16 protein-coding genes and 1 riboswitch are annotated in these 18,249 nt (G+C 55.4%); of the genes, 4 read left to right on the top strand and 12 right to left on the bottom strand.

All coding sequences use genetic code 11. The annotated features are described in order from the left end of the window. The first annotated feature begins 17 nt into the window (after nucleotides 1-17). Complete coding sequence (locus tag FRY97_RS05795; protein ID WP_147166493.1) at nucleotides 18-473, top strand: CBS domain-containing protein; 456 nt, start codon at nucleotides 18-20, stop codon at nucleotides 471-473. Nucleotides 474-511: 38 nt separating this feature from the next. Then, the gene (locus FRY97_RS05800) at nucleotides 512-958 is read left to right on the top strand and encodes a CBS domain-containing protein (RefSeq protein ID WP_147166494.1); all 447 of its coding nucleotides are present in this window, start codon (nucleotides 512-514) and stop codon (nucleotides 956-958) included. Between the two features lie 317 nt (nucleotides 959-1,275). Here the strand turns inward: FRY97_RS05800 and FRY97_RS05805 are convergent, their stop codons facing one another. The 7 genes from FRY97_RS05805 to FRY97_RS22280 form a co-directional block, all read right to left on the bottom strand. After that, nucleotides 1,276-2,262, bottom strand: a complete 987-nt coding sequence (locus FRY97_RS05805) for a hypothetical protein (RefSeq protein ID WP_147166495.1) — start codon at nucleotides 2,260-2,262, stop codon at nucleotides 1,276-1,278. A 604-nt stretch (nucleotides 2,263-2,866) separates the two neighbouring features. Then, nucleotides 2,867-3,784, bottom strand: coding sequence for a helix-turn-helix domain-containing protein (locus FRY97_RS05810; RefSeq protein WP_147166496.1), 918 nt, complete (start codon nucleotides 3,782-3,784; stop codon nucleotides 2,867-2,869). Between the two features lie 253 nt (nucleotides 3,785-4,037). Next, complete coding sequence (locus tag FRY97_RS05815; protein WP_147166497.1) at nucleotides 4,038-6,854, bottom strand: alpha-amylase family glycosyl hydrolase; 2,817 nt, start codon at nucleotides 6,852-6,854, stop codon at nucleotides 4,038-4,040. 258 nt (nucleotides 6,855-7,112) lie between these two features. Continuing rightward, nucleotides 7,113-8,096 carry a succinylglutamate desuccinylase/aspartoacylase family protein gene (locus FRY97_RS05820; protein ID WP_147166498.1) on the bottom strand — a complete coding sequence of 328 codons (984 nt, stop codon included), beginning with the start codon at nucleotides 8,094-8,096 and terminating at the stop codon, nucleotides 7,113-7,115. A 14-nt stretch (nucleotides 8,097-8,110) separates the two neighbouring features. Further along, complete coding sequence (locus tag FRY97_RS05825) at nucleotides 8,111-8,728, bottom strand: SET domain-containing protein (RefSeq protein ID WP_147166499.1); 618 nt, start codon at nucleotides 8,726-8,728, stop codon at nucleotides 8,111-8,113. 67 nt (nucleotides 8,729-8,795) lie between these two features. Further along, nucleotides 8,796-9,440, bottom strand: coding sequence for a 2OG-Fe(II) oxygenase (locus tag FRY97_RS05830; RefSeq protein ID WP_147166500.1), 645 nt, complete (start codon nucleotides 9,438-9,440; stop codon nucleotides 8,796-8,798). A 7-nt stretch (nucleotides 9,441-9,447) separates the two neighbouring features. Next, entirely contained in the window at nucleotides 9,448-9,600 is a 153-nt protein-coding gene (locus FRY97_RS22280) for a hypothetical protein (RefSeq protein WP_170254520.1), read from the bottom strand. 126 nt (nucleotides 9,601-9,726) lie between these two features. Between FRY97_RS22280 and FRY97_RS05835 the strand changes: the two genes are divergently transcribed. Continuing rightward, on the top strand, nucleotides 9,727-10,401 hold the full coding sequence (locus FRY97_RS05835) for a response regulator transcription factor (RefSeq protein ID WP_147166501.1): 675 nt from the start codon (nucleotides 9,727-9,729) through the stop codon (nucleotides 10,399-10,401). Nucleotides 10,402-10,406: 5 nt separating this feature from the next. Here the strand turns inward: FRY97_RS05835 and FRY97_RS05840 are convergent, their stop codons facing one another. Beyond that, nucleotides 10,407-12,392, bottom strand: a complete 1,986-nt coding sequence (locus tag FRY97_RS05840) for an OmpA family protein (protein WP_147166502.1) — start codon at nucleotides 12,390-12,392, stop codon at nucleotides 10,407-10,409. Between the two features lie 198 nt (nucleotides 12,393-12,590). Between FRY97_RS05840 and FRY97_RS05845 the strand changes: the two genes are divergently transcribed. Next, the gene (locus FRY97_RS05845; protein ID WP_147166503.1) at nucleotides 12,591-13,460 is read left to right on the top strand and encodes a DUF2911 domain-containing protein; all 870 of its coding nucleotides are present in this window, start codon (nucleotides 12,591-12,593) and stop codon (nucleotides 13,458-13,460) included. Here FRY97_RS05845 and FRY97_RS05850 read toward each other — a convergent pair. The 4 genes from FRY97_RS05850 to FRY97_RS05865 form a co-directional block, all read right to left on the bottom strand. Continuing rightward, nucleotides 13,452-14,135: a DUF3575 domain-containing protein gene (locus FRY97_RS05850; RefSeq protein WP_147166504.1), complete on the bottom strand. Its 684-nt coding sequence runs from the start codon at nucleotides 14,133-14,135 to the stop codon at nucleotides 13,452-13,454. The two genes, FRY97_RS05845 and FRY97_RS05850, sit on opposite strands and share 9 nt — an antisense overlap. Before the next feature lie 4 nt (nucleotides 14,136-14,139). Further along, complete coding sequence (locus tag FRY97_RS05855) at nucleotides 14,140-14,898, bottom strand: LVIVD repeat-containing protein (protein WP_170254521.1); 759 nt, start codon at nucleotides 14,896-14,898, stop codon at nucleotides 14,140-14,142. A gap of 24 nt (nucleotides 14,899-14,922) precedes the next feature. Then, entirely contained in the window at nucleotides 14,923-15,450 is a 528-nt protein-coding gene (locus tag FRY97_RS05860) for an LVIVD repeat-containing protein (RefSeq protein WP_147166506.1), read from the bottom strand. A gap of 280 nt (nucleotides 15,451-15,730) precedes the next feature. Then, on the bottom strand, nucleotides 15,731-17,659 hold the full coding sequence (locus tag FRY97_RS05865) for a M1 family metallopeptidase (RefSeq protein WP_170254522.1): 1,929 nt from the start codon (nucleotides 17,657-17,659) through the stop codon (nucleotides 15,731-15,733). A gap of 381 nt (nucleotides 17,660-18,040) precedes the next feature. After that, nucleotides 18,041-18,244, top strand: a riboswitch (cobalamin riboswitch). Nucleotides 18,245-18,249 lie beyond the last annotated feature (5 nt).

An 18,249-nucleotide genomic window follows, 5' to 3' on the forward strand; every position in this document is an offset into this window, starting at 1 on the left:
GCTCAAACCTCGCCATTATGAAACCGGACACCATCATCAGAAACATCATGACCACCGACCTGGTGACCGTTCGCCCGGACCAGCCCGTGAAGTTCGTACAGGACTTGTTCCGCGAAAATGACTTCCACCACCTACCGGTCACTATGCCCGGAGGGCAGCTGGCCGGCATCATCAGCAAAGAGGATGTGTTCAAGCTGGCCTATGTCCTTTCCTTGCAGACCACCGGCCGCACCTATTCCGAAAAAGAATATACTGCCTTGAAGGCTGCCGATATCATGACCCGCTACCCCGTTACCCTTGACCCCGACGATACCGTGGGGCTCGCTGCCGACATCTTCTTGGCTAATAAATTCCATGCGCTACCCATTGTAGAAGACAACGAGCTCATCGGGCTCATCACCACCCACGATCTGCTCGCATTCAGCTTTGGAGAAGCCGAGCCTGCAAAAACGGAAGCTGCATTTGAAGAGTAGCGCTGCCTTTATCCCCTTAACCCGAAAATGCCTCCGCCATGAAAGATAGAACCATCACCGTAGCTCAGATCATGAGCACCCCTGTTATTACCGTCAGCCCCTCCGATACGATGGACGAGGTGCAGGCCATCTTCCGGAAAAACAACATTCACCATATCCCTGTCGTAGAGCAGGAGAAAGTCGTCGGCATCATCAGCCAATCAGATTACCTGCGGCTGCAGCACGGCTTCACCCTGTTCAAGACCCGGCACAGCGAGACCTACAACGATGCCATTATGCGCTCCTTGCTAGTGGGAGAGGTCATGACCCGGCAAGTAGCTACGCTCGCCCCGGACGACAGCCTCGAAATGGCAGCTGGCTTTTTCCGCGAAAACCTATTTCACGCCCTGCCGGTGGTAGACAAAGGCCGCCTCATTGGCATCCTTACCACCTACGATATGCTCACTTACGCCTACTCTGCCCCCTTCTTGATCGAAGACCGGTAGTGGGCCCGGGCGCATGCTGCCCCACTGAGCACTTGTTTGGAGAAAGATTTAAGGATTTTGGCTTAAGCCAGCCATCTGTGCGGTTTGCGGCAGGTGGCTGGCTATTGCTATGCCGGCAAGTACAAATGGTATAGGGCGCCCCCCGCCGCTCTGCTGCAGCCCCGGTGGCGGGGCGCTACGCTACGCAGCTTTCGGCCCTTCGGGCTGCAGGCTGTGCCTGCACTGCTCCGCATCGCTGGCGCGGCACGCTGTGCAGGGTTTAGCAAAGGAGTAGCTGTAGCATTGGCCTCCCTGCCCAGCCGGGTATGCCTTTGGGCTCAGTTTGGGCCTGTTTTGCCGCTGTGCTCCGATTGTAGCAGCGCTTTCATCTCCCGCAGTATTGCCTGCCCCCGGTCAGAGTATTTTTCCATCCGGTAGTTGTCGCGCCCACTCTGCTGAAGCACAAGGATTACAAAGTTGTCAGCCAAGATTTCATCTGGGTGGATGATGTAATGGGTATTGTCGCCAATCTGCCGGTTGAAGCCAGGTGATGCCTGCGGAGACAGGGGCAATTCCTCAACGGTTAGGTGCCCATCCATCTCCAGAAGGGGGAAAAGCCTGAATGTTAAGTAGCTCAGATAGGGGCGCTGAGGTGCCCAGCCAGCGGTGTCAGCCTGTAAAAGCGGCAGATAAGCCTTGCCGTCCTCCAGCCTGATCGCATGGCTGAGCTCAAAGCCGTCTGGGTTGAGCAGGAGGCTGCTGGCCAGGGCCCTTCCCAATTGTACTGGCTTTTGTACCGGCTCAAAGCCAATAATCCGGTAAAGCGAGTCCCGCTGAGCAGGGTGGTAGCGCGAGTAGATGTGGAAAAGCTCGTGGATAAGGACCGGCAGAAGGGAGCGGTTGTCGTCGAACAGCTCCTGTTCCGGCACAAAAATGGTACGCCCCCTGGTGAAGTATACGCTAGTGCCATAGGCTTCCCCTTTTATTTTTGCCAGCCGAATGGTATCTGTAAACAAGCCGGGCAACGCTTGGCCTACCAATTCTAAAGCCTCCTCCATCAGTTGTTGGATGAGGCGGGCCTCTTCTGGGGCAAAGGCCAAGGGCTCCCGGGCAAGGTGCTGTCGATACTTGGGCAGCAGGGCATCCCTTTCCGTTGCTTCATAGGGGGGCAAGCCTATTTGCAAGGCCATATCCACCGCAGAAATCTGGCGGAAAAAATGGCCAATGGTATCATCCAAGATGAGCTTTTGCCCTTGCTCAGGCGTGGCGAGCTGTACCTTGAGCGGCGGGCCAGCTGTACACCCTGCGGCTAGCAGCGCCAGCACGAATATCCAATGTGTGTCCGTCCTAGGGGGCCGCTTCAGCAAAGCCAAGCCACCAAAGCGGCACAGCGCTAAAGCGGGAGCCATTTGTGCCAAGCGCACTATTATCCTTAGAGGCAGCGTCATACAGTATGATCTGGAGGTTGTCTACACAAGGTGAGGGCTAAAAGCATGCGTGGAATTGGTTCTTGTTGCAAATCAATGCTTTATGGACCCAGCTTCCTCGCTGAATTTTCATTTAGCCCGCTATGCTCAAATGGGCGTGAACTCAAATGTCGCAGGCGTTTATGCTTTTCTGGCTTTAGGCTGGCATTGGCCTAGCGCTGCGAAGGGGTGGCAAGCCCGGCAGGGCCGAGCGGATAGCGAGCCCCGTAGCATAGCGGCACCTGCCCACTGGCCCTCTCCTTGCGGCAGGGGCAGGCCCCTATCCTTGCGGAGGGGGCGGGCCAAAAAAAGACAATCTGGTTTGCGCCCGCTCAAATGTAGTGAATTCGCTACACCCTGCCGGCAACAATGGCACGGCAGGTAGGTAGAAGTCCTTTATTTTCAAAATGGGACCGCTTCGGGCAAGCGCTAAAGATACGAAGATAGGTATGGTACAGCAGGGTTAGCAGTGCTCCCGGTAATGAGAGGGCGCCATGCCATAGGCCCGTTTGAAAGCTTTGGTGAACGACCGGCGGTCAGAAAAGCCAAGGTCTTGGGCTATGTTTTCCAAGTTGCCGCCCTGTAGTACGAGCTCCCGGGCTTGCGCCAGCCTCATCTCCAACACCTGTTGATAAGGCGTGATGTTGAATGCCTGTTTGTAAGAGCGCAGCAGGTGGTACTTGGAGAGCATCGCCACCCGTGACAGCTCCTCCAGTTGAATATCCTGCCGATAGTGGTCGAAGATATAGGTGCGGGCAATACAAAGGCGGCGGTAGAGCTCCTCCCGTGTAGACTTCCTGCTGCAGGCGATGCCCTGCATTTCTGTCTGTATTTTCCAGTGGCTCCTGAGCAGCACTGTAGCCGTATCAAAAAACACCCGATTGAAGTCTATGCCTTCACCGCTTGCCATACGCGGGCGTAGCCATTCGAGGTACTGGCCCAGCTCGTTTTCTGAAGTCCGGTAGATTTTTTCCCAAAAGGACGGCTCGGCTTCGGCAGAGGCATCCGGCAGGTCTAGCAGGCTTTCTTCGGTGCGCAAGAGCAGTGCAGCTGCTTCCTGTATGACAGGCTGGCCAAGGTAAAGGCAGAAGCCTTCCACGGGCGTAGGGCTTTTCAGGTAGCAGTCGAAAGCCTGATGCCTATTGACGAGCAGGTACTCGTTGGGGCCTATGCTATGGCGCTGCCCATCAATGAAAAAGTGCTCTTCGCCTATATGGCCCAGTTTGATGGACAAGCCGGAGTCCGGCACGTGCTTTTCGAAAACTTGGGTACGGGAGTGGATGATCAGGTCCTCGAAGTCGAGGTTGAAAGCGCTCAATTGCTCAGAAACCCGGATTAGCCGTTGTGGAGTATGGAAAGTGCTGCCTGCGAGTACGGTCATTGCTAACTGCTTTTAGGTATACAATTGCCCATTTGCAGGGCCGCTGCAACAGGCAAAGCATAAATAAACAGATGATGGGCAATGATGAGGCAAGCGTGGCGGGCTTGCCTGGCAATTTGGCGGTTAAGCGCAAATTGCTCTGTAAATATGGCAAAAATCGGCAAACCCGCGCAGGATAATCTATTAAACGCTTGTTTTGCTCGATGAAAAATGGCGGGCAAAGGGCTTGGAGCACCCTTTGCCCGCTATTGGGCTACCGGACAATAAGTTTGGCCGACTGAGCCTGCAGGCCTGCGGTCAGCCTTACGATGTAGAGCCCCTGAGGGAGCGATAGGGGAAGCTGGCTGATGTGCCAGCCGGAAGGCTGCTGGCCCAGTTCGACAGCCTGCAGCTGCTGCCCTTGAAGGTTGTAGACTTCCGCCCTTACGGCAGCTGCACTTGTCAGGTCATAGCTTAGCCATACTTCGTTTTGGGCAGGGTTGGGCGATAGGCGGAGCCCCAGCCCGGATGCGGCTTCCGCTTCCGCTGTGCTGACCGGCGTCTCCAGAGGGGAAGTCGTATAAAGGCGGTATTCGCCGGGCTCTAGCGGCAGCAGCTGGTTGGGCGTTAAAACCTGTAGGCTATCGCCAGTAAAATATTCATACCACCAGCCGGTCTGCGTGAAAGCTTGGGGTACGCTGCCAGCTGTCATGCCAAAATTGGCGACGGCCACGGCACGATCCCCCTCGTGCTCCAATTGGATTTTTTTGGCGCTCCCATTGAGCTCATAGGTGAGCGCTCCAGACTGGAAAATCTCATTGCTACGGGTCAGGAGGATGATTTCGCTCATCCGTTCATAAAGGTGGCGGCGGGCTTCCTCCTCCAGGTAATCCCAGCGGATAGGCTTGGGCCCTGTCCGGCAATCTTCATTGATGCTGCCGTCCTCACAGTAGTTGATAGAGAAATCGTAGCCCTGCTCTCCAAACTGCCACAGCATCTTAGGGCCAGGGATGGTGTAAAACATCAGGGCGCCGGCTTCTACCCGAGACAAGGCGGTCTCCAGCTCCCGTACGTTGTAACCGCCTTGCATATTCCCAAATTCCAAGGCTTCGTACATCAGGCGCTCCTCATCATGGCTTTCCATAAAAGAGACTAGCCCCGGCGTTTCCCAGCCCCTCTCGAGGTAGGAAGCCCCGCCAAGGTTGGAGCCGAAGCCGAGCACTGCGTTTTTGTACTGAGGCTGCATATTGTTCCACATCAGCATCCCTTCCCCATATTCAGCCATTTCCAGCTCCTCTTCCCAAGAGCCGAAGTGCTCCATGATGGCATAGGCCCCGGGCGTAGTGTTCCATACTTCATCTGCATAATCTTTCAGGATGACCAGGCGGGAAGCATCGTAGGCGCTCCAAGCGCCTACATCTGTATTTTCTACTTGTGTGAACCCTTTGGACAAATCAAAGCGGAAACCGTCCAGTTTCATCTCCTCCAGCCAGTACCGTATGGTACGCTTGACAAACTCCCGGGTGGCCAGGCTTTCGTGGTTGAAGTCGTATCCTACATTGAAGGGGTGCTTGGGCGTTACATTGAGCCAGGGGTTGTCTGCTGCTGGGCGGAAGTTGTTCTCATCCCAATAAAGCTGGGCCAGGGGGCTTTGGCTGAAAGCATGGTTGTAGACTACGTCTAGGATGACGGCTATGCCCCGGGCATGGCAAGCATCTACCAGCCTTTTGAATTCATAAATTGGGCCGTAGTATTTGTCGAGCGCCATGTGGAAAGAAGGGTTGTACCCCCAGCTGATGTTCCCCTCGAATTCGTTGACGGGCATCAGCTCTATGGCGTTGATGCCGAGCCGAGACAGGTAGTCCAGGGTGTCAATAAGGTCGGTATAGCTGTGGCTGGCGAGGAAGTCGCGCACTAAGAGCTCGTAAATGACCAAGCGCTCCTTGGCGGGGCGCTGAAAATCTTCCACCTGCCAGTCGTACTCGGCTACCTGCGGGTCCACCAAGCTCACAATGCCCTGTGCGTTATCGGGGTAAGCAGGCAGGTTGGGGTAAACTTCCTCACCTATGAAAGGGTCGTTGCCAGGGTCGAGCACTACGGTGCTGTAGGGGTCTGCCACCCGGATTTCTCCATCTACCAGGTATTGAAAAGTGTGAGGCCCTTCTTCGTCCAGCCCCGGAATTTCAATCCACCAATGGCCACTTGGGGAGGGCGTCATCTGGTATTCCGTCAAAGGCCGGTAGCTGTTGAAACTGCCCAGTACAAAAATGTGGGATTTGTCTGGGGCGAAGAGGTTGAGCTGTAGGGTGCCTTCTGAAAAAGTAATGCCCGGCTCCAGCCCGGCCGGCACATCCATTGCGGGGAGGTCTAGTGGAACAGCGTAGGCAAATTCCAGCACGACCACGTCCTCATCGTTGGCCACGGTAATTTCAACCAAGTGGGTGCCTTCCCCTCCGGCGGTCAAGTCGTATTCAAGCAGGCTGGTGACAGTGCTGATGAGCTCCTCCCCATTGTCGGTAATGGTAATGCTGGCTTCTTCTGTGGCGGCAACCCTTACGGGAATGATAGAGCCAGACTGCGCTATGATGGCATTGCTCCCCGGCGATTGCAGGGCCGCATTGAAGCCTGTGCCGCCTTCTTCAAAAAGCTCCAGAAAGATATCGCCTCCGCCTTCAGCACGCCCGGTCTGACTCCCGGTCGCATTGCGGAATACAAAAGCCATCTGCTCTATGGCTTCTCCCGCTGGTACATTGTAGTATTCCCGCACGGAAGGGCTGAAGGTGTACTGGTAAAGGTTGGCTTCGCCCGGAACGGGCTGCATTTGCCAGGCTGCATTGGCCTGCCCCCAAGTCGTTGGCACATACCGCCAGTCTGACGGTGCTGTGCTTTGCTCTGTAATGACACCGGTGTGCAGGTAAACATTACAGTTGCAGTCTTCTAGCCCGCCGTTGCCGGCTGCGGCATTAAAAAATAGGGTGACCTCGTCAGAGGCGGTAGGGAATGCTGGCTCGCTGTACACAACCTGGGCGAGTGCCGGGCTGCTCCAGCCAAGGGCAAATGTCAAAAAGGTAAGCTGTAGGAATTTGAGCATAATTGCTGGTTTTGAGAAGAGTATGGTTTGGGAAAGGGGCAAGCCCCGTCCATCAAATTTAATCAAATACCAGCAAGAAAAACGACGGGCTTTGGCAAAGTGTAGGGTAAAGGGTAGTGTTATTTTGAGTCAAAAGATTGTTTGTCAGTAATTTGTGGTTTTGGGCGGGGTTGTTTTTTTGGTGTAAGGAAGACACTAAGCCGGGGCGGAATGGCCATTCCGCCCCGGCTTAGCTCAGAGGTGCAGCCCGAACAGCCGCTATTGGTAGAGCCCCAGGTGGAGGATGCGCCCCCCAGTCTGATTGATAGGGCTGACGCTCTTCCCGATGACGACCCCATCTGCCGGAGCGCGGTAGGTTTTGACATGATCGCCAAAAATATTGCGGAGGATAGCTACTTCCTGCCCGGCCCTCACCTGCTCAGTCACTGTGGGGTGGACCGTCAGTATGCCGCCGGTATCTGTATAGAGCCATCCGGAGTCTTGGCATAGGAATGCAGGCTTTTCCGGTGCTTCTACGTCTCCATCGGTCATGCCCAAGTCGATCAGCAGGTTGTGTATGCCCGTCAGCCCTGAGCGGATATGCCCTTTTTGGAACGTGTTCGGGTTGCCTACTTCGAGGGTGATCGCATGTATGCCGAGGGCATCTGCAGCCCCCCTGAGGGTGCCGTCAGAAGGCGGGTTGTGAACGATGATCTGTGCATTTTGGAGCATGGCCATGCGCTGCGTGACCGGGTCGTTCATGTCGGCGCGGATATAGTAAGAGTTTACGCGGCCGAAACTTGCGGTGTGCAGGTCAAGCAGGTAGTCGAATTTACGGACAATCCAGTTGACGATGCGGTACGCATAAACCTGGCTCACGTTGCCGTCAGGTTTGCCCGGCATGATATGGTTCAGGTCGGTGCCATCGATAAACCGGCGCTTTTTGCGCAAGAGGGAGGGTAGGTTGACCACGGGCACGCCCACGAGGGTGCCGCGCAGTTCTCGGGCTTTGACCTCCCGGAACAACCGCTGAATGACCGGTATGCCGTTGAGCTCATTGCCGTGTACTGCGGCAGTCAGCCCCACTACCGGGCCCGCTTCGGCACCTTTGGCAACAATAACCGGTACGAAAACAGGAAGGCCCATGCCATCCGTAACGAGATGGAGCCAAAAACGGCGGGTTTCTCCAGCGGGTACCTCTTCGAGGTCGAGTTCCCGTATGACGGGCGCGTCATCGGGCAGGGCGGTAAAAGTAGGCTCCATAAATCGGGCAGATTTTATTGGTGTATGGCTTGCCCGTTCAGGCGGGCTTTCTCAGCTTTCAGTAAGTAAACAGAGCGGTATTCGCCGGGGTTTTGCCGAAAGGCTTCCAATTGTTGAAGGACTTCCTCGCTCAGCAGGGTTTTCAGGGGCTGCCCTACCTGCCAAAAGCCCGGCAATGCCTGTTTCAGTTTGATGTCCCATTCGGTAAAATAGTGGTCAAAGTCTTCGGGGGCAACCCGCCTGCGGCAAAGCGGTGAGCTGCAGGCTACCTCCATGCCCTGCTCCAAGTTGAAAATGCCATATTCGTCTGTAATCTCCTCCCCGGGCTGTATGTCGCGGATGGCAATTTCAAAACCATAGCCAGTGCTCATGGTATTGCAGTCGCAACAGTGGTTGACGTATTTGGCAAAGTCCCAAGATACGATCCGGTAGCCCCGCTCATCGATGTAGGAGTACTTTTCAATAGCGGCTTGCATATCGGCACTGTGCAGGGCGTAGTCCTTAGGGGATACTTCCAGCTCAAGGCTGTCTTTGACATAAGTGACCGTGCCACGTGGGATGAAAGCTGTGGCAAAAACACCATAGCCTTTGTGGTCGTCAATGTATTGGATGCGCGTATGAGGGTGGATCATGGCAATAGAAGTTTGGGCTTCAGCGGCAGGCCGAAGCATAAGCGGTAAATGAAATAGTTGAAAAGCGCTAAAACAAGCGGGGCTCATCTTTCAGCCATCCGGTAATGCTACAGCGTTCCCTGCGGGCGACCTGTACCTCATGCTCTAGCACTTGGCTGTCGAAAAGGACAAGCCTGCCGGCCAGAGGGAGCAGGGTTTCGGTACGCTCGCTACCGTCGGGCTGTGGCAAGTAGAGCTGCAGCGCACCTCCGTCTTCTTCTTTCCAGCCCGGGTTGAGGTAACAAATAGCAGACAGCTTGCGGGACTGCGCCTGATGAAAAACGTCAAGATGACGCTTGTAAAACCCTCCCGGCTGGTATACGGCGAAGTGCATCTCCATATCCCTGATGCCCAAGAAGCAGGTCCGGTTCAGGTAGTCGGTCAGTGCCTGTAGGCGGGAAAAAAATACAGTGCAGCCCTCTGGAGGGTGGTCATGGTCGAGCCATTGTATATGGTCCTTGCGAATGTCCTGATTGACTTGGAAGCCGGCCTGCCGGCCAATGCCTGCAGGGTTGAAGCGCCCGGCATGCAGATTGTGGTGGAGCGTCTGTAGGATGTGGCCTACCTCTTCAGCAGAAAGGAAGTGGTCTAATACAGCGTACTGCTGACTGAGAAGGTCCTGTACGGCTTGTTCAAAGCGGAGCTCTTCCTTGGAAAGGGGTGTAACGGTCATTAATGCCTTAATTGTCCTCGTCGTTGAGCCAGAACTGAGGGTGATTGTACTTGGGTTTCTTGTTGGCCGCTGCTTTCCGGCGGCGTGGGGTAGGCTCTAACTGCTCCAGCACTTCCCGTTTTTTGTCTTGTTTTTTACTGTCTTTACCCTTCTTTGGCATGGCAGTTTTTTTTGCTTCAAATAAATGCCCCGGAATCTGAATTAATTCTGAATTTTGTGGAAGCGGGTTGATTTTTTTTAAGCCCCGTGCCAACCTGCAGCCAAGTGCTCCACCAAACAGCGTGCGATGAGGTGTTTATTATTGGAAAACCAAGAAGGGCAGCAACGGACCATTAAGCGCTATTTGCTGCACCAAGGTTGCGAGGTGGAGTCCGTGGTCGGGCTCCACCCCGGTGTGAGGAGAATGAATCAGTACACCTACGACATTGCGTTGGTGCAGGAGCCTTTCGAAAAGGGGGGCGTCCTCAACTTGGCGCATTGGCTACGGCAGCAGGACGGGCAGGCTGGCCTGATCTTGCTCATGGAGTCCAATCTGCCAGAACCGAGGATTCAGGCTTTGGAGGCTGGCTACGATGATGTTTTATCTGCCCCCTACCATTTGGGAGAGTGTTATGCCCGTATGCGGGCGGTAGTCCGCCGGCGCACCAATCAGTACAAGCGGGAGCTACAATTGGGCGAGCTGCTGATCCTGCCCGATGAGCGCCGGGCGTTTGCTGCAGGCTTAGCGCTGCCGCTCACCCGCAAGGAGTTTGCACTGCTCTTCTTCCTGGCCCGCAACCGCAACCGCATCGTTACGAAAGAAATGATAGGGGAATACCTTTGGGGGGACGATATGGAAGATGCCGCCTCTTTTGATTTCTTGTACGCGCACCTGAAAAACCTACGGAAAAAGCTGCGGCAGGCGGGGCAGGAGCACTTGATAGAGACGGTGTATGGAGTGGGCTACATCATCCGGGGCTGAACATACTACTTTTCCAGCACCGTAATCTGTATTTCCACCCGCCGGTTGAACTCCTTGGGGCGGTCATCTTTTACCGAGCCCTTGCCTTCCATATAGAAGTGGTCTACCTCCAGCCCTTCGTTCATGATCACCAAGGCGATGGCCTTGGCCCGCTCTTCGGATAATTTCAGGTTGTAAACGTCAGTGCCTACATCGTCCGAAAAACCTACGATCTTGATATCCTGTACTTCCTTCTTTTTGATAGGCTCAAGGAAGCGGAGGAGTTTTTCCTGCTCATCTGGCACAATCTTAGACTCATCAAAGCCAAAGTAAAGGGCCTGCGTATACACTTTAGGCGTCTTTCTGGGCCCCTTCACTGCGAGCTCCCGGAGCGTATCTGGTACGGCTTCGGGCGCCAGCTCGGGGGTGTCGAAGGTAGACTGCAGCAGCAGTTCAATGGTGTAGTACTGCCGGTTGTCCCATTTGGGGATGATGAACTGGTTCTGGTAAGGATGGAAGAATTTTTTATCTACCCGCGTGTAGAGGGTATCCCCTGCAGGCACACAAAGGAAAAAACGCCCGTCCTGCCCTACCGTTACATTAGGCCAGCCTTCTATCTCAACGGTAGCACGGGTCGTCATATCGAGGGCATGGTCAATCACAAAGCCTTCCACAAAAGTCATTGGTTTGGAGAACAACTGGGAGTCGAGCCGGAAGCGGTAGATATCGAGCCCGCCCAAGTTGCTTTCTGGCCGGTCGGAAGCGAAGTAGCCGGTTTGCCCATCGGCTGTGAGGTAGAAGCCCAGCTCCCGGAAAGCTGAGTTGACCGGAGGCCCCAAGTTGATGGGGGCAGCCCACGAGCCATCCGGCTCCCGCCAGCTCATGAAAATGTCTTGGTCCCCTAAGCCTGGGTGGCCGTTAGAAGCGAAATAGAGGGTTTGCCCATCGTTGGTGATGTATGGGGCTTCTTCGTCCAAGTCGGTATTGATTTTTGCCCCAAGGTTTTTGGCATCGCCCCAGGTGCCGTCGTCTTGCCGGTGGGCTGCCCAAATGTCCGTGCCTCCTGCCCCGCCTTCCCGGTTGCTGGCGAAGTAGAGGGTCCGCCCATCACAGCTGATGGCCGCCTGCGATTCCCACCGGCCGGAATTCACAAACCCTTTCACCGGGCCCATTGTGCTGACGGCGGCATCCGCGTCCAGCTCTACCTCCCAAAGGTCGCAGCTGCCAAGCACCCCTTCCCGCCCACAGACGGTGTAGAAGAGCCGCCGCCCGTCGCGTACCAGCGTAGACATGCCCTCATCTGTCCGGGTGTTCAGGTCTTTCACAGGGCGGGGGCGCGACCAAGCCTGCCCCTCCCACAGGCTTTCATACAAGTCTTCGTCACCGTTTTCCGTCTTGCGGGTAAAGTACAGCCGCTTCTGATCGTTAGTCAGGAATGGGAAATAATCATCTGCTTGGGTATTAATGCCATTGCCCACGTTCTCTACTTCCGTGATGTTAATGAACTTGACCGAGTCGATAGAGACTTCGCAAGCTTTGATGCTCGCCGGCAGCTTACTGAGGTAGGCGGTTTCCCTGGCCAGCTCTTTCTCGGTGTTCAGGCTCAGGGTGAAGAGCCCTTGCTCTTGCAGCGCCTTGAATTTTTTGAAATAATGGATAGCTTCCTCTGGCTGCCCCGATTTGTACAGCACCTGCCCGGCTTCAAAATAGAGGGCCCGGGAAAACAGAGAGTCGGAGCTGAGGACGGTAGTATAGGCCTCGGCGGCTTCCCGGTATTGCCTCAGCAGCTCATGACAAACGCCGGCTCCGCGCCGGGCCGCGCTGAGCCCCGGGTCTGCTTTTAAGGCCCGGCGGAAATGCCGCAGCGCTTGTTCGGCTTTGCCTGCTATCAGTGCGGCTTCTCCTGCCTGGTATTGCTCAATGGCAATGGCTTTGGCGGTTGGCTGTGCGGATGAGGGTAGGGCTAAGCTCAGAAAACTGGCTAGGAAGGTTGCCAGCAGCAAACGATTCATAGCAGGGCGGTTTATGGGATTGAGAAGGAGGATTAAACGGCTGACGCTGCATAGCAAAACTAATCGTTTTTTTGCTAATGTTTGGTTGCTTGCCAGATTTACTTGAGGCGGATAGGGGCGGCAAGCGCAAACAAAACAAACCTGCTCCTGAGGCCGTTCTACGTCAGTAGGATTGATTACGGGCCAAACGTTTATGCCATGCCAATTGCTTGCTATCGTACCTTCGCATTCTTTCTGTTTCTAGCAGCCAACGTTTCTGTTTTGGCTCAAGCCGATTTGCCTGACCGCAGCCCAAGGGCTTCCATTGCCCGAGATATTGGGTATACTGCTATTGGCATCAGCTACAGCTCCCCTTCGGTGGGTGGGCGAGAGATATGGGGCAGCTTGGTGCCTTACGGAAAAGTCTGGCGGGCTGGGGCCAACCGCGCCACTACCCTTACCCTCAGCACCGCAGCCTTGGTCAATGGCGAGCCCATCGCAGCTGGCGCTTACGCCCTGTTCCTCATCCCCCGCAGTGCCGATAGCACTTGGACCCTCATCCTCAACCGGGATACCAGCCTTTGGGGCGCTTACGGCTATGACGCTGGCCAAGACGTGCTGCGCACAGAGCTCGAAGCAAAATTCGCCCGTACCTCAAACGAAGAGCACCTGAAGTACGATATCGTGCCCCAGAATATTGAAAATGGGTATTTGCTGCTCAGCTGGGAAAAACTGCGCCTTTACGTCCCTATCAAAGTGGAAACGATGGAGCGGGCAGTGGCAGAAATACAAGAGGCTATTGCCGCAGCTCCAACAGAATCGGAGTGGGAAGTCTATGCTCAAGCAGCAGAGTTCCTATTGTGGGCAGGCACGCCTGGCCCTGCTTTGCAATACGCAAAGAAAGTCATGCAAGCCAAGCCTTCGCCCAAAGCCCGGTGGCGCTTGTCCAGAGCGTACGCCGCAGTAGGCGATTTCAGCCAAGCAATAGACGCTGCCCAAAGCTTAAAGAAAGGGGAAGAGGGCAAGGCATTCTACGAAGCCCACAAGGTAGAAGTCGATAACGCGCTCCGCAATTGGCAGTCAAAATAGCGCATAGCCCAGCGCGAGCGATAGCAGCCCCCCAACACGCGACCGGTCGCCGTCCACTGTTTGAGGGTTGAAATAGGGGGAGCCATTGGTGATGAAAAAGGCATCTTCAGGATAGCCAAAATACTTTTCTTTACGCCAGACCCTGCCCAAGCCCGCACTGCCTTCAAAAAAGAACTTTCCTACTGTGGCAAACCGTATGCCAAAGCTCAAATAAAGCCCTTGCCGCTGCAGGCTGCCGTCGTATACTATCCGGCGGTTGTATGCCAGCTGCCCCTCCGGAGCGTAGCGCCAGTCGCCGGCTATATCTAAATTGGCAGACTGATAGCGGTACAGCGCCTCTAGGAAAAACCGGGTGCCCGCCTCCTCGTAATAAAAACGTATTGAGGGCTGTACGCGGTAGCCCCGGTGCCGGCTAGTCTCCGCTGCTGACATCCCCGTGGAAGCAGGAAGCAGCCAACCTCCCTCCAGCTGTGCGGTAAACTGATTGGAGAGCTTCAGCTCGGCGCTCAAATTTGCAGTAGGCAGCTCCGGGCCTAGCAAGGAGAGCAGGTTCGTCTTTAGCCCCAGTACAGGCAGCTGTATGCGGTCTGTTTTCTGAGCCAAAGCCTGGCCTGAGGAAATAAATAGCAACAGGAGCGCAAGCGCTCCTGTGCGGAAAGATCTTGGTACAAACATACAATCAGGCACCAATGGTGATTTCAGAAAGCACGGTAATATTGTCTAGGTCGGTATAGTCCAGCTGCAGCAGGCGGTCAGGGCCCACCACGAGCAGCGTGCCCTGCAAGGGGATCACGTCCACCGCATTGATGTCCGAAAGGTATTTGATCTCCTGTGGCGCTTCAGGGCTGGACAAGTCGAAAACCCGAAGCCCGTTGATGCCCTCGCAAACGAATAGCGTCTGCCCATCGAGCCCAAGCCCATAGGGGCTTTCCATGGCAAAACTATTGACCAGTTGAGGGTCTTCAATATTTTGGATGTTCACGATGTCCAAGGTGTTGGCAGCCCCTGCAGCAGCCTCTCGGCAGCCAGCCGCGCGCAGCGTCACATACGCATAGTTCTCGTTGGCTACTACCGGATCGCAGCTCACAATGTGCTCATAACTGGAAACATAAGCTGGTACGCCATTGCTCTGTACGCGATAGATGAACAGCCCGCGCTGTGTGCCCAGGAGCAGATGGTCCTTGAGCGGGAAGATGGTCTCTACCCCTTGTGTCACCACGGTCTCGTCCACCGGTTCGGGGGCTTCCGGCTCGCTGATGTCAATCGTCACCAAGCGGGTATTGTCTACGGTGTACAAGAAGTCGCCAAGGATAGTGAAGCGGGCCAGGGATCCGCCTATCCCAGTGCCCGAAGGCGCTACCAGCGAAGCCGAGTCGCTGCTTTCTGCACAACCGGCCAGTATGCCCAGCCCGATCAGGGCGATTAGTATCTTTTTCATCATTTTTAGTTTCAGGATTAAGGTTTACCGCCAGCACTCTGGGCGGATAAGGTTTTTTTCGGACCAGCCTACAATACTGCCCATATTAGGGTCCGGGCATTCGAAAAAGCCGGTATACCCGGCCGGCAGCTCGAGGCCCGAAGCCGGGAACACCCCCGGTGTCCGGCTGATGACCGATACATTGCGCACATCGCTGATGTCCAGCGCGACCAGGTCGGAAAGGTTGTTGGCAAACAGGACGTTGCCCTTGATGGCAATATCGGAGTTGCCCGTAATGCTGATGAATGCAATGGGCTCCGGTTGTGCCGGGTCCCGGTTGTCGATCACGTGTATGCCGCGCTGCGCCTCGCCCACAAAGATCAGGCTATCTTTGTAGTAGATTTTATTGAGCTCCACAATGCCCTGCGGCGGGCCGCTCTCAATCGTCTGCCACTCGCCCTCCGCATACACCGGCGCCAGCCCCACCGTTTCCTCCGGGATTTCCGTCAATGGCTCATAGCAGGCCGAAAGCGAGACCGCGAACAGCACAAAAATAAAATATGCTCGTCTCATCAAAGGTTGTTTTTAATGATCAGGCCGCACGGCCCTATTGCAGATTAACCAAACGTAGAAAAGCAGTTCAGGGTATGTACTGCTCGATAAGGTTAAGACGGTGCTATCCGGGCAAAAGGTTGGGGCCGCTGCTCATTTTTTGGATTCCTCCCCTCTACAGCAGTAGGGACAGCTTAGGGCGTACCCGTTCGGCTACCGCCTCACGGGCGTTACGCTCCGCCCTTCGGCATTCTCCTCAGCCCTGCGGGCCAAGGGGCTCCGCATCACTTACGCAGCCCGCCTATTGCTTGAGCAGCATCTTCCTCGATAGCCCCATGCTCGTCTCCAGCTCTAGTGTGTACGTGCCCGAGGGCCATCGCCCCATTTGTAGGGCCTTGCCAGGGCGCTCCCAGCTTGCCAGCCATCGCCCGTCCGCCCCGTACAAGCTCGCCCGGTATAGCGCTGCCCCTTCCGGTAATGCTACGGACAGTACGTCTGCCACAGGGTTGGGGGAGATGCTCACCTCAAGGGCTTCGGCTTCCATCGCCCGCTGTCTGGTAAACACCGCCTCTGCCACCGTATTCCCCTTGCTCACAATCTTTTGCTCGGGGTCTAGTTCTGCCTGTTGGGCAGCCCCGGGCAGCTCCGCTGTGAATACCTGCCCATGCTCTGTATGCTCAAATACAAGCGTGGTATCCAGCCCCCCGCCAGTAAAGCGGACGGGCACCGGCATTTCAAAAAAATCGACACTGCTATGGGATGTGGCTTGCTGCAGGCGCACAAAAACAGTAGCCCCATCCTGAAACCAGCGGAGATGATAAGTGGGGTACCCCTCCCCATACAGCCAGTCGCTGAAGAACTCGTCGAGGTCTTGCCCGCCTGCCTGCTCTAAGTGGTACTGTAGGTCGGCCGTGCGGGCATAGCCAAAGGCTAGGCTTGGGTCTTGCAGGTAGTTCCTCACCCCGGCAAAAAAAGCTTCATCGCCAAGCTTCCACCGCAGCATGTGCAACAGCATGGCGCCTTTGGAATAGGAAAGGCGGCTGCTGAAAATACGGCTTACGCTGCTGGTGTCTGTCACAAAGACGGCTCCGTCCGGCGCACTGGTAACGTGGTCGATTTTGCCTGCCAGCCAGGCTTCCCAGGTATTAGGGCCCAGCCCGTGCTCATAAGTAAGCCCTTCCAGGTAGGTGGCAAAGCCCTCATTGAGCCAGATATCCTGCCAGCTGCCGCAGGTCACCTTGTCCCCAAACCATTGGTGGGCAAGCTCATGTGCCTGCAGTAGGTGCGAGAAGCCGCCCATGAAGCTCATCGTCTGATGCTCCATGCCCCCGCCCCAGCCAAATTGGGCGTGCCCATACTTTTCCCCCGCAAAGGGGTATAGCCCAAACAGCTCATTGAACAACAGCATGATGTCTACTGTAGCGGTGGTGGCCTGTTGTGCACTGGCTAGGTTTTCAGGGAATACATAGTTCAGGACTTCGATAGGCGCCCCGCCTTCTACCGGCACATAATCGGAGTAGGTGGCATAGTTGGTCACCGCTATGGCAATGAGGTAAGCCGGTATGGGGTAGCGGTGCTTCCAATGGTAAGTATGGCTTTCTCCATCGGCGATGACCTCCTGCAGCACCCCATTGCTAGCGGTTTTGTAGGCTTGGGGCGTGCGCACTAGGATGTCTACGCTGTCAATTTTGTCATTGAGGTCCTGCTTGCAAGGCCACCAATCTTTTGCCCCGTAAGGCTCGGAGAGGGTCCACAGCACTGGCTGTCCTGCGTGAGTGCTTTGTGCAAAAGAGCCAAAGCCATTGGCAGGCGGGGCTCCTTGGTAGGTGATGGAAATGGAGTCCAAAGTGCCAGCAGGCACTGCTTCTGGCAGAGGTATGCCCAACAGGTCATTGCTTTGGCTGAAAGCGGCTAAGGGCTGCCCATGGTAAAGGATGCCATCTATTTGCAGGGCTTCTGAAAAATCGAAATATAGCTGGGTGAGCGGGCTGCCTACCGGCTTGAAGTAGGTCGTGACCGTGCCTTCGATATAGTAATTGTTGGGGTTGATCTCCCACGCTAGGCGGTGGTACTTTACATCGTAGCCATCCGTGAAGGGTGAAGACCGGAAGTCTAGGAGCTGCTCCATGGCATTCAGGGCCTGGCCCGATTTGCAAACCCATTCTTCCTGGGCATTGGCCAAGGCGGGGAGGGATAAGAGCAAGAGGCAGCGGAAAATAAAACGGTACATAGTTGTTTGTTTAGAGCGGTTAAGAGGATAGCGCAAGCTTAAGAGAGGAGGCTTGGACAAATGCATAGAATCTCTAAATATAGCTCCGCCCTGCTCGCCATCCGGTGAGGAAAGTCACTGGCGTGAACCAAAATATCGAAGGCGTTGATACTTCTCGGGCTTTATAGTCGGGCATTGGCCTAGCGCTGCGCAGGGGTGGCAAGCCCGTTAGGGCCGAGCGGATAGCGAGCCCCGGAGCATAGCGGCACCTGCCCTCACGGCAGGGGCAGGCCCCCTCACATTGTGCAGGGGCAGGCAAAAAAAAACGGCAATTTGGTTTGCGCTCAAATTACTCTGCCAGCTGGTGGATGTTAATCTTTTCCCTGCGCAGTAGTTTTTGCCTACCTTTGGCATGTACAGGGTACGGAAACAGCCTTGCTGCTGCTTTCTGTTTAAAAGGGAACCGGGTGGGAATCCCGGGCAGTCCCCGCTGCTGTAAGCCTCTATGATAATAGGTTTCGCCACGTTTGAGCCACTGTCGTCAAGATGATGGGAAGGCGGTGAAGCTGAGGTAAGCCAGAAGACCTGCCAGTGTACGCATTCATTCATCA

The organism is Phaeodactylibacter luteus (assembly GCF_007993045.1).
Taxonomy (GTDB): domain Bacteria; phylum Bacteroidota; class Bacteroidia; order Chitinophagales; family Saprospiraceae; genus Phaeodactylibacter; species Phaeodactylibacter luteus.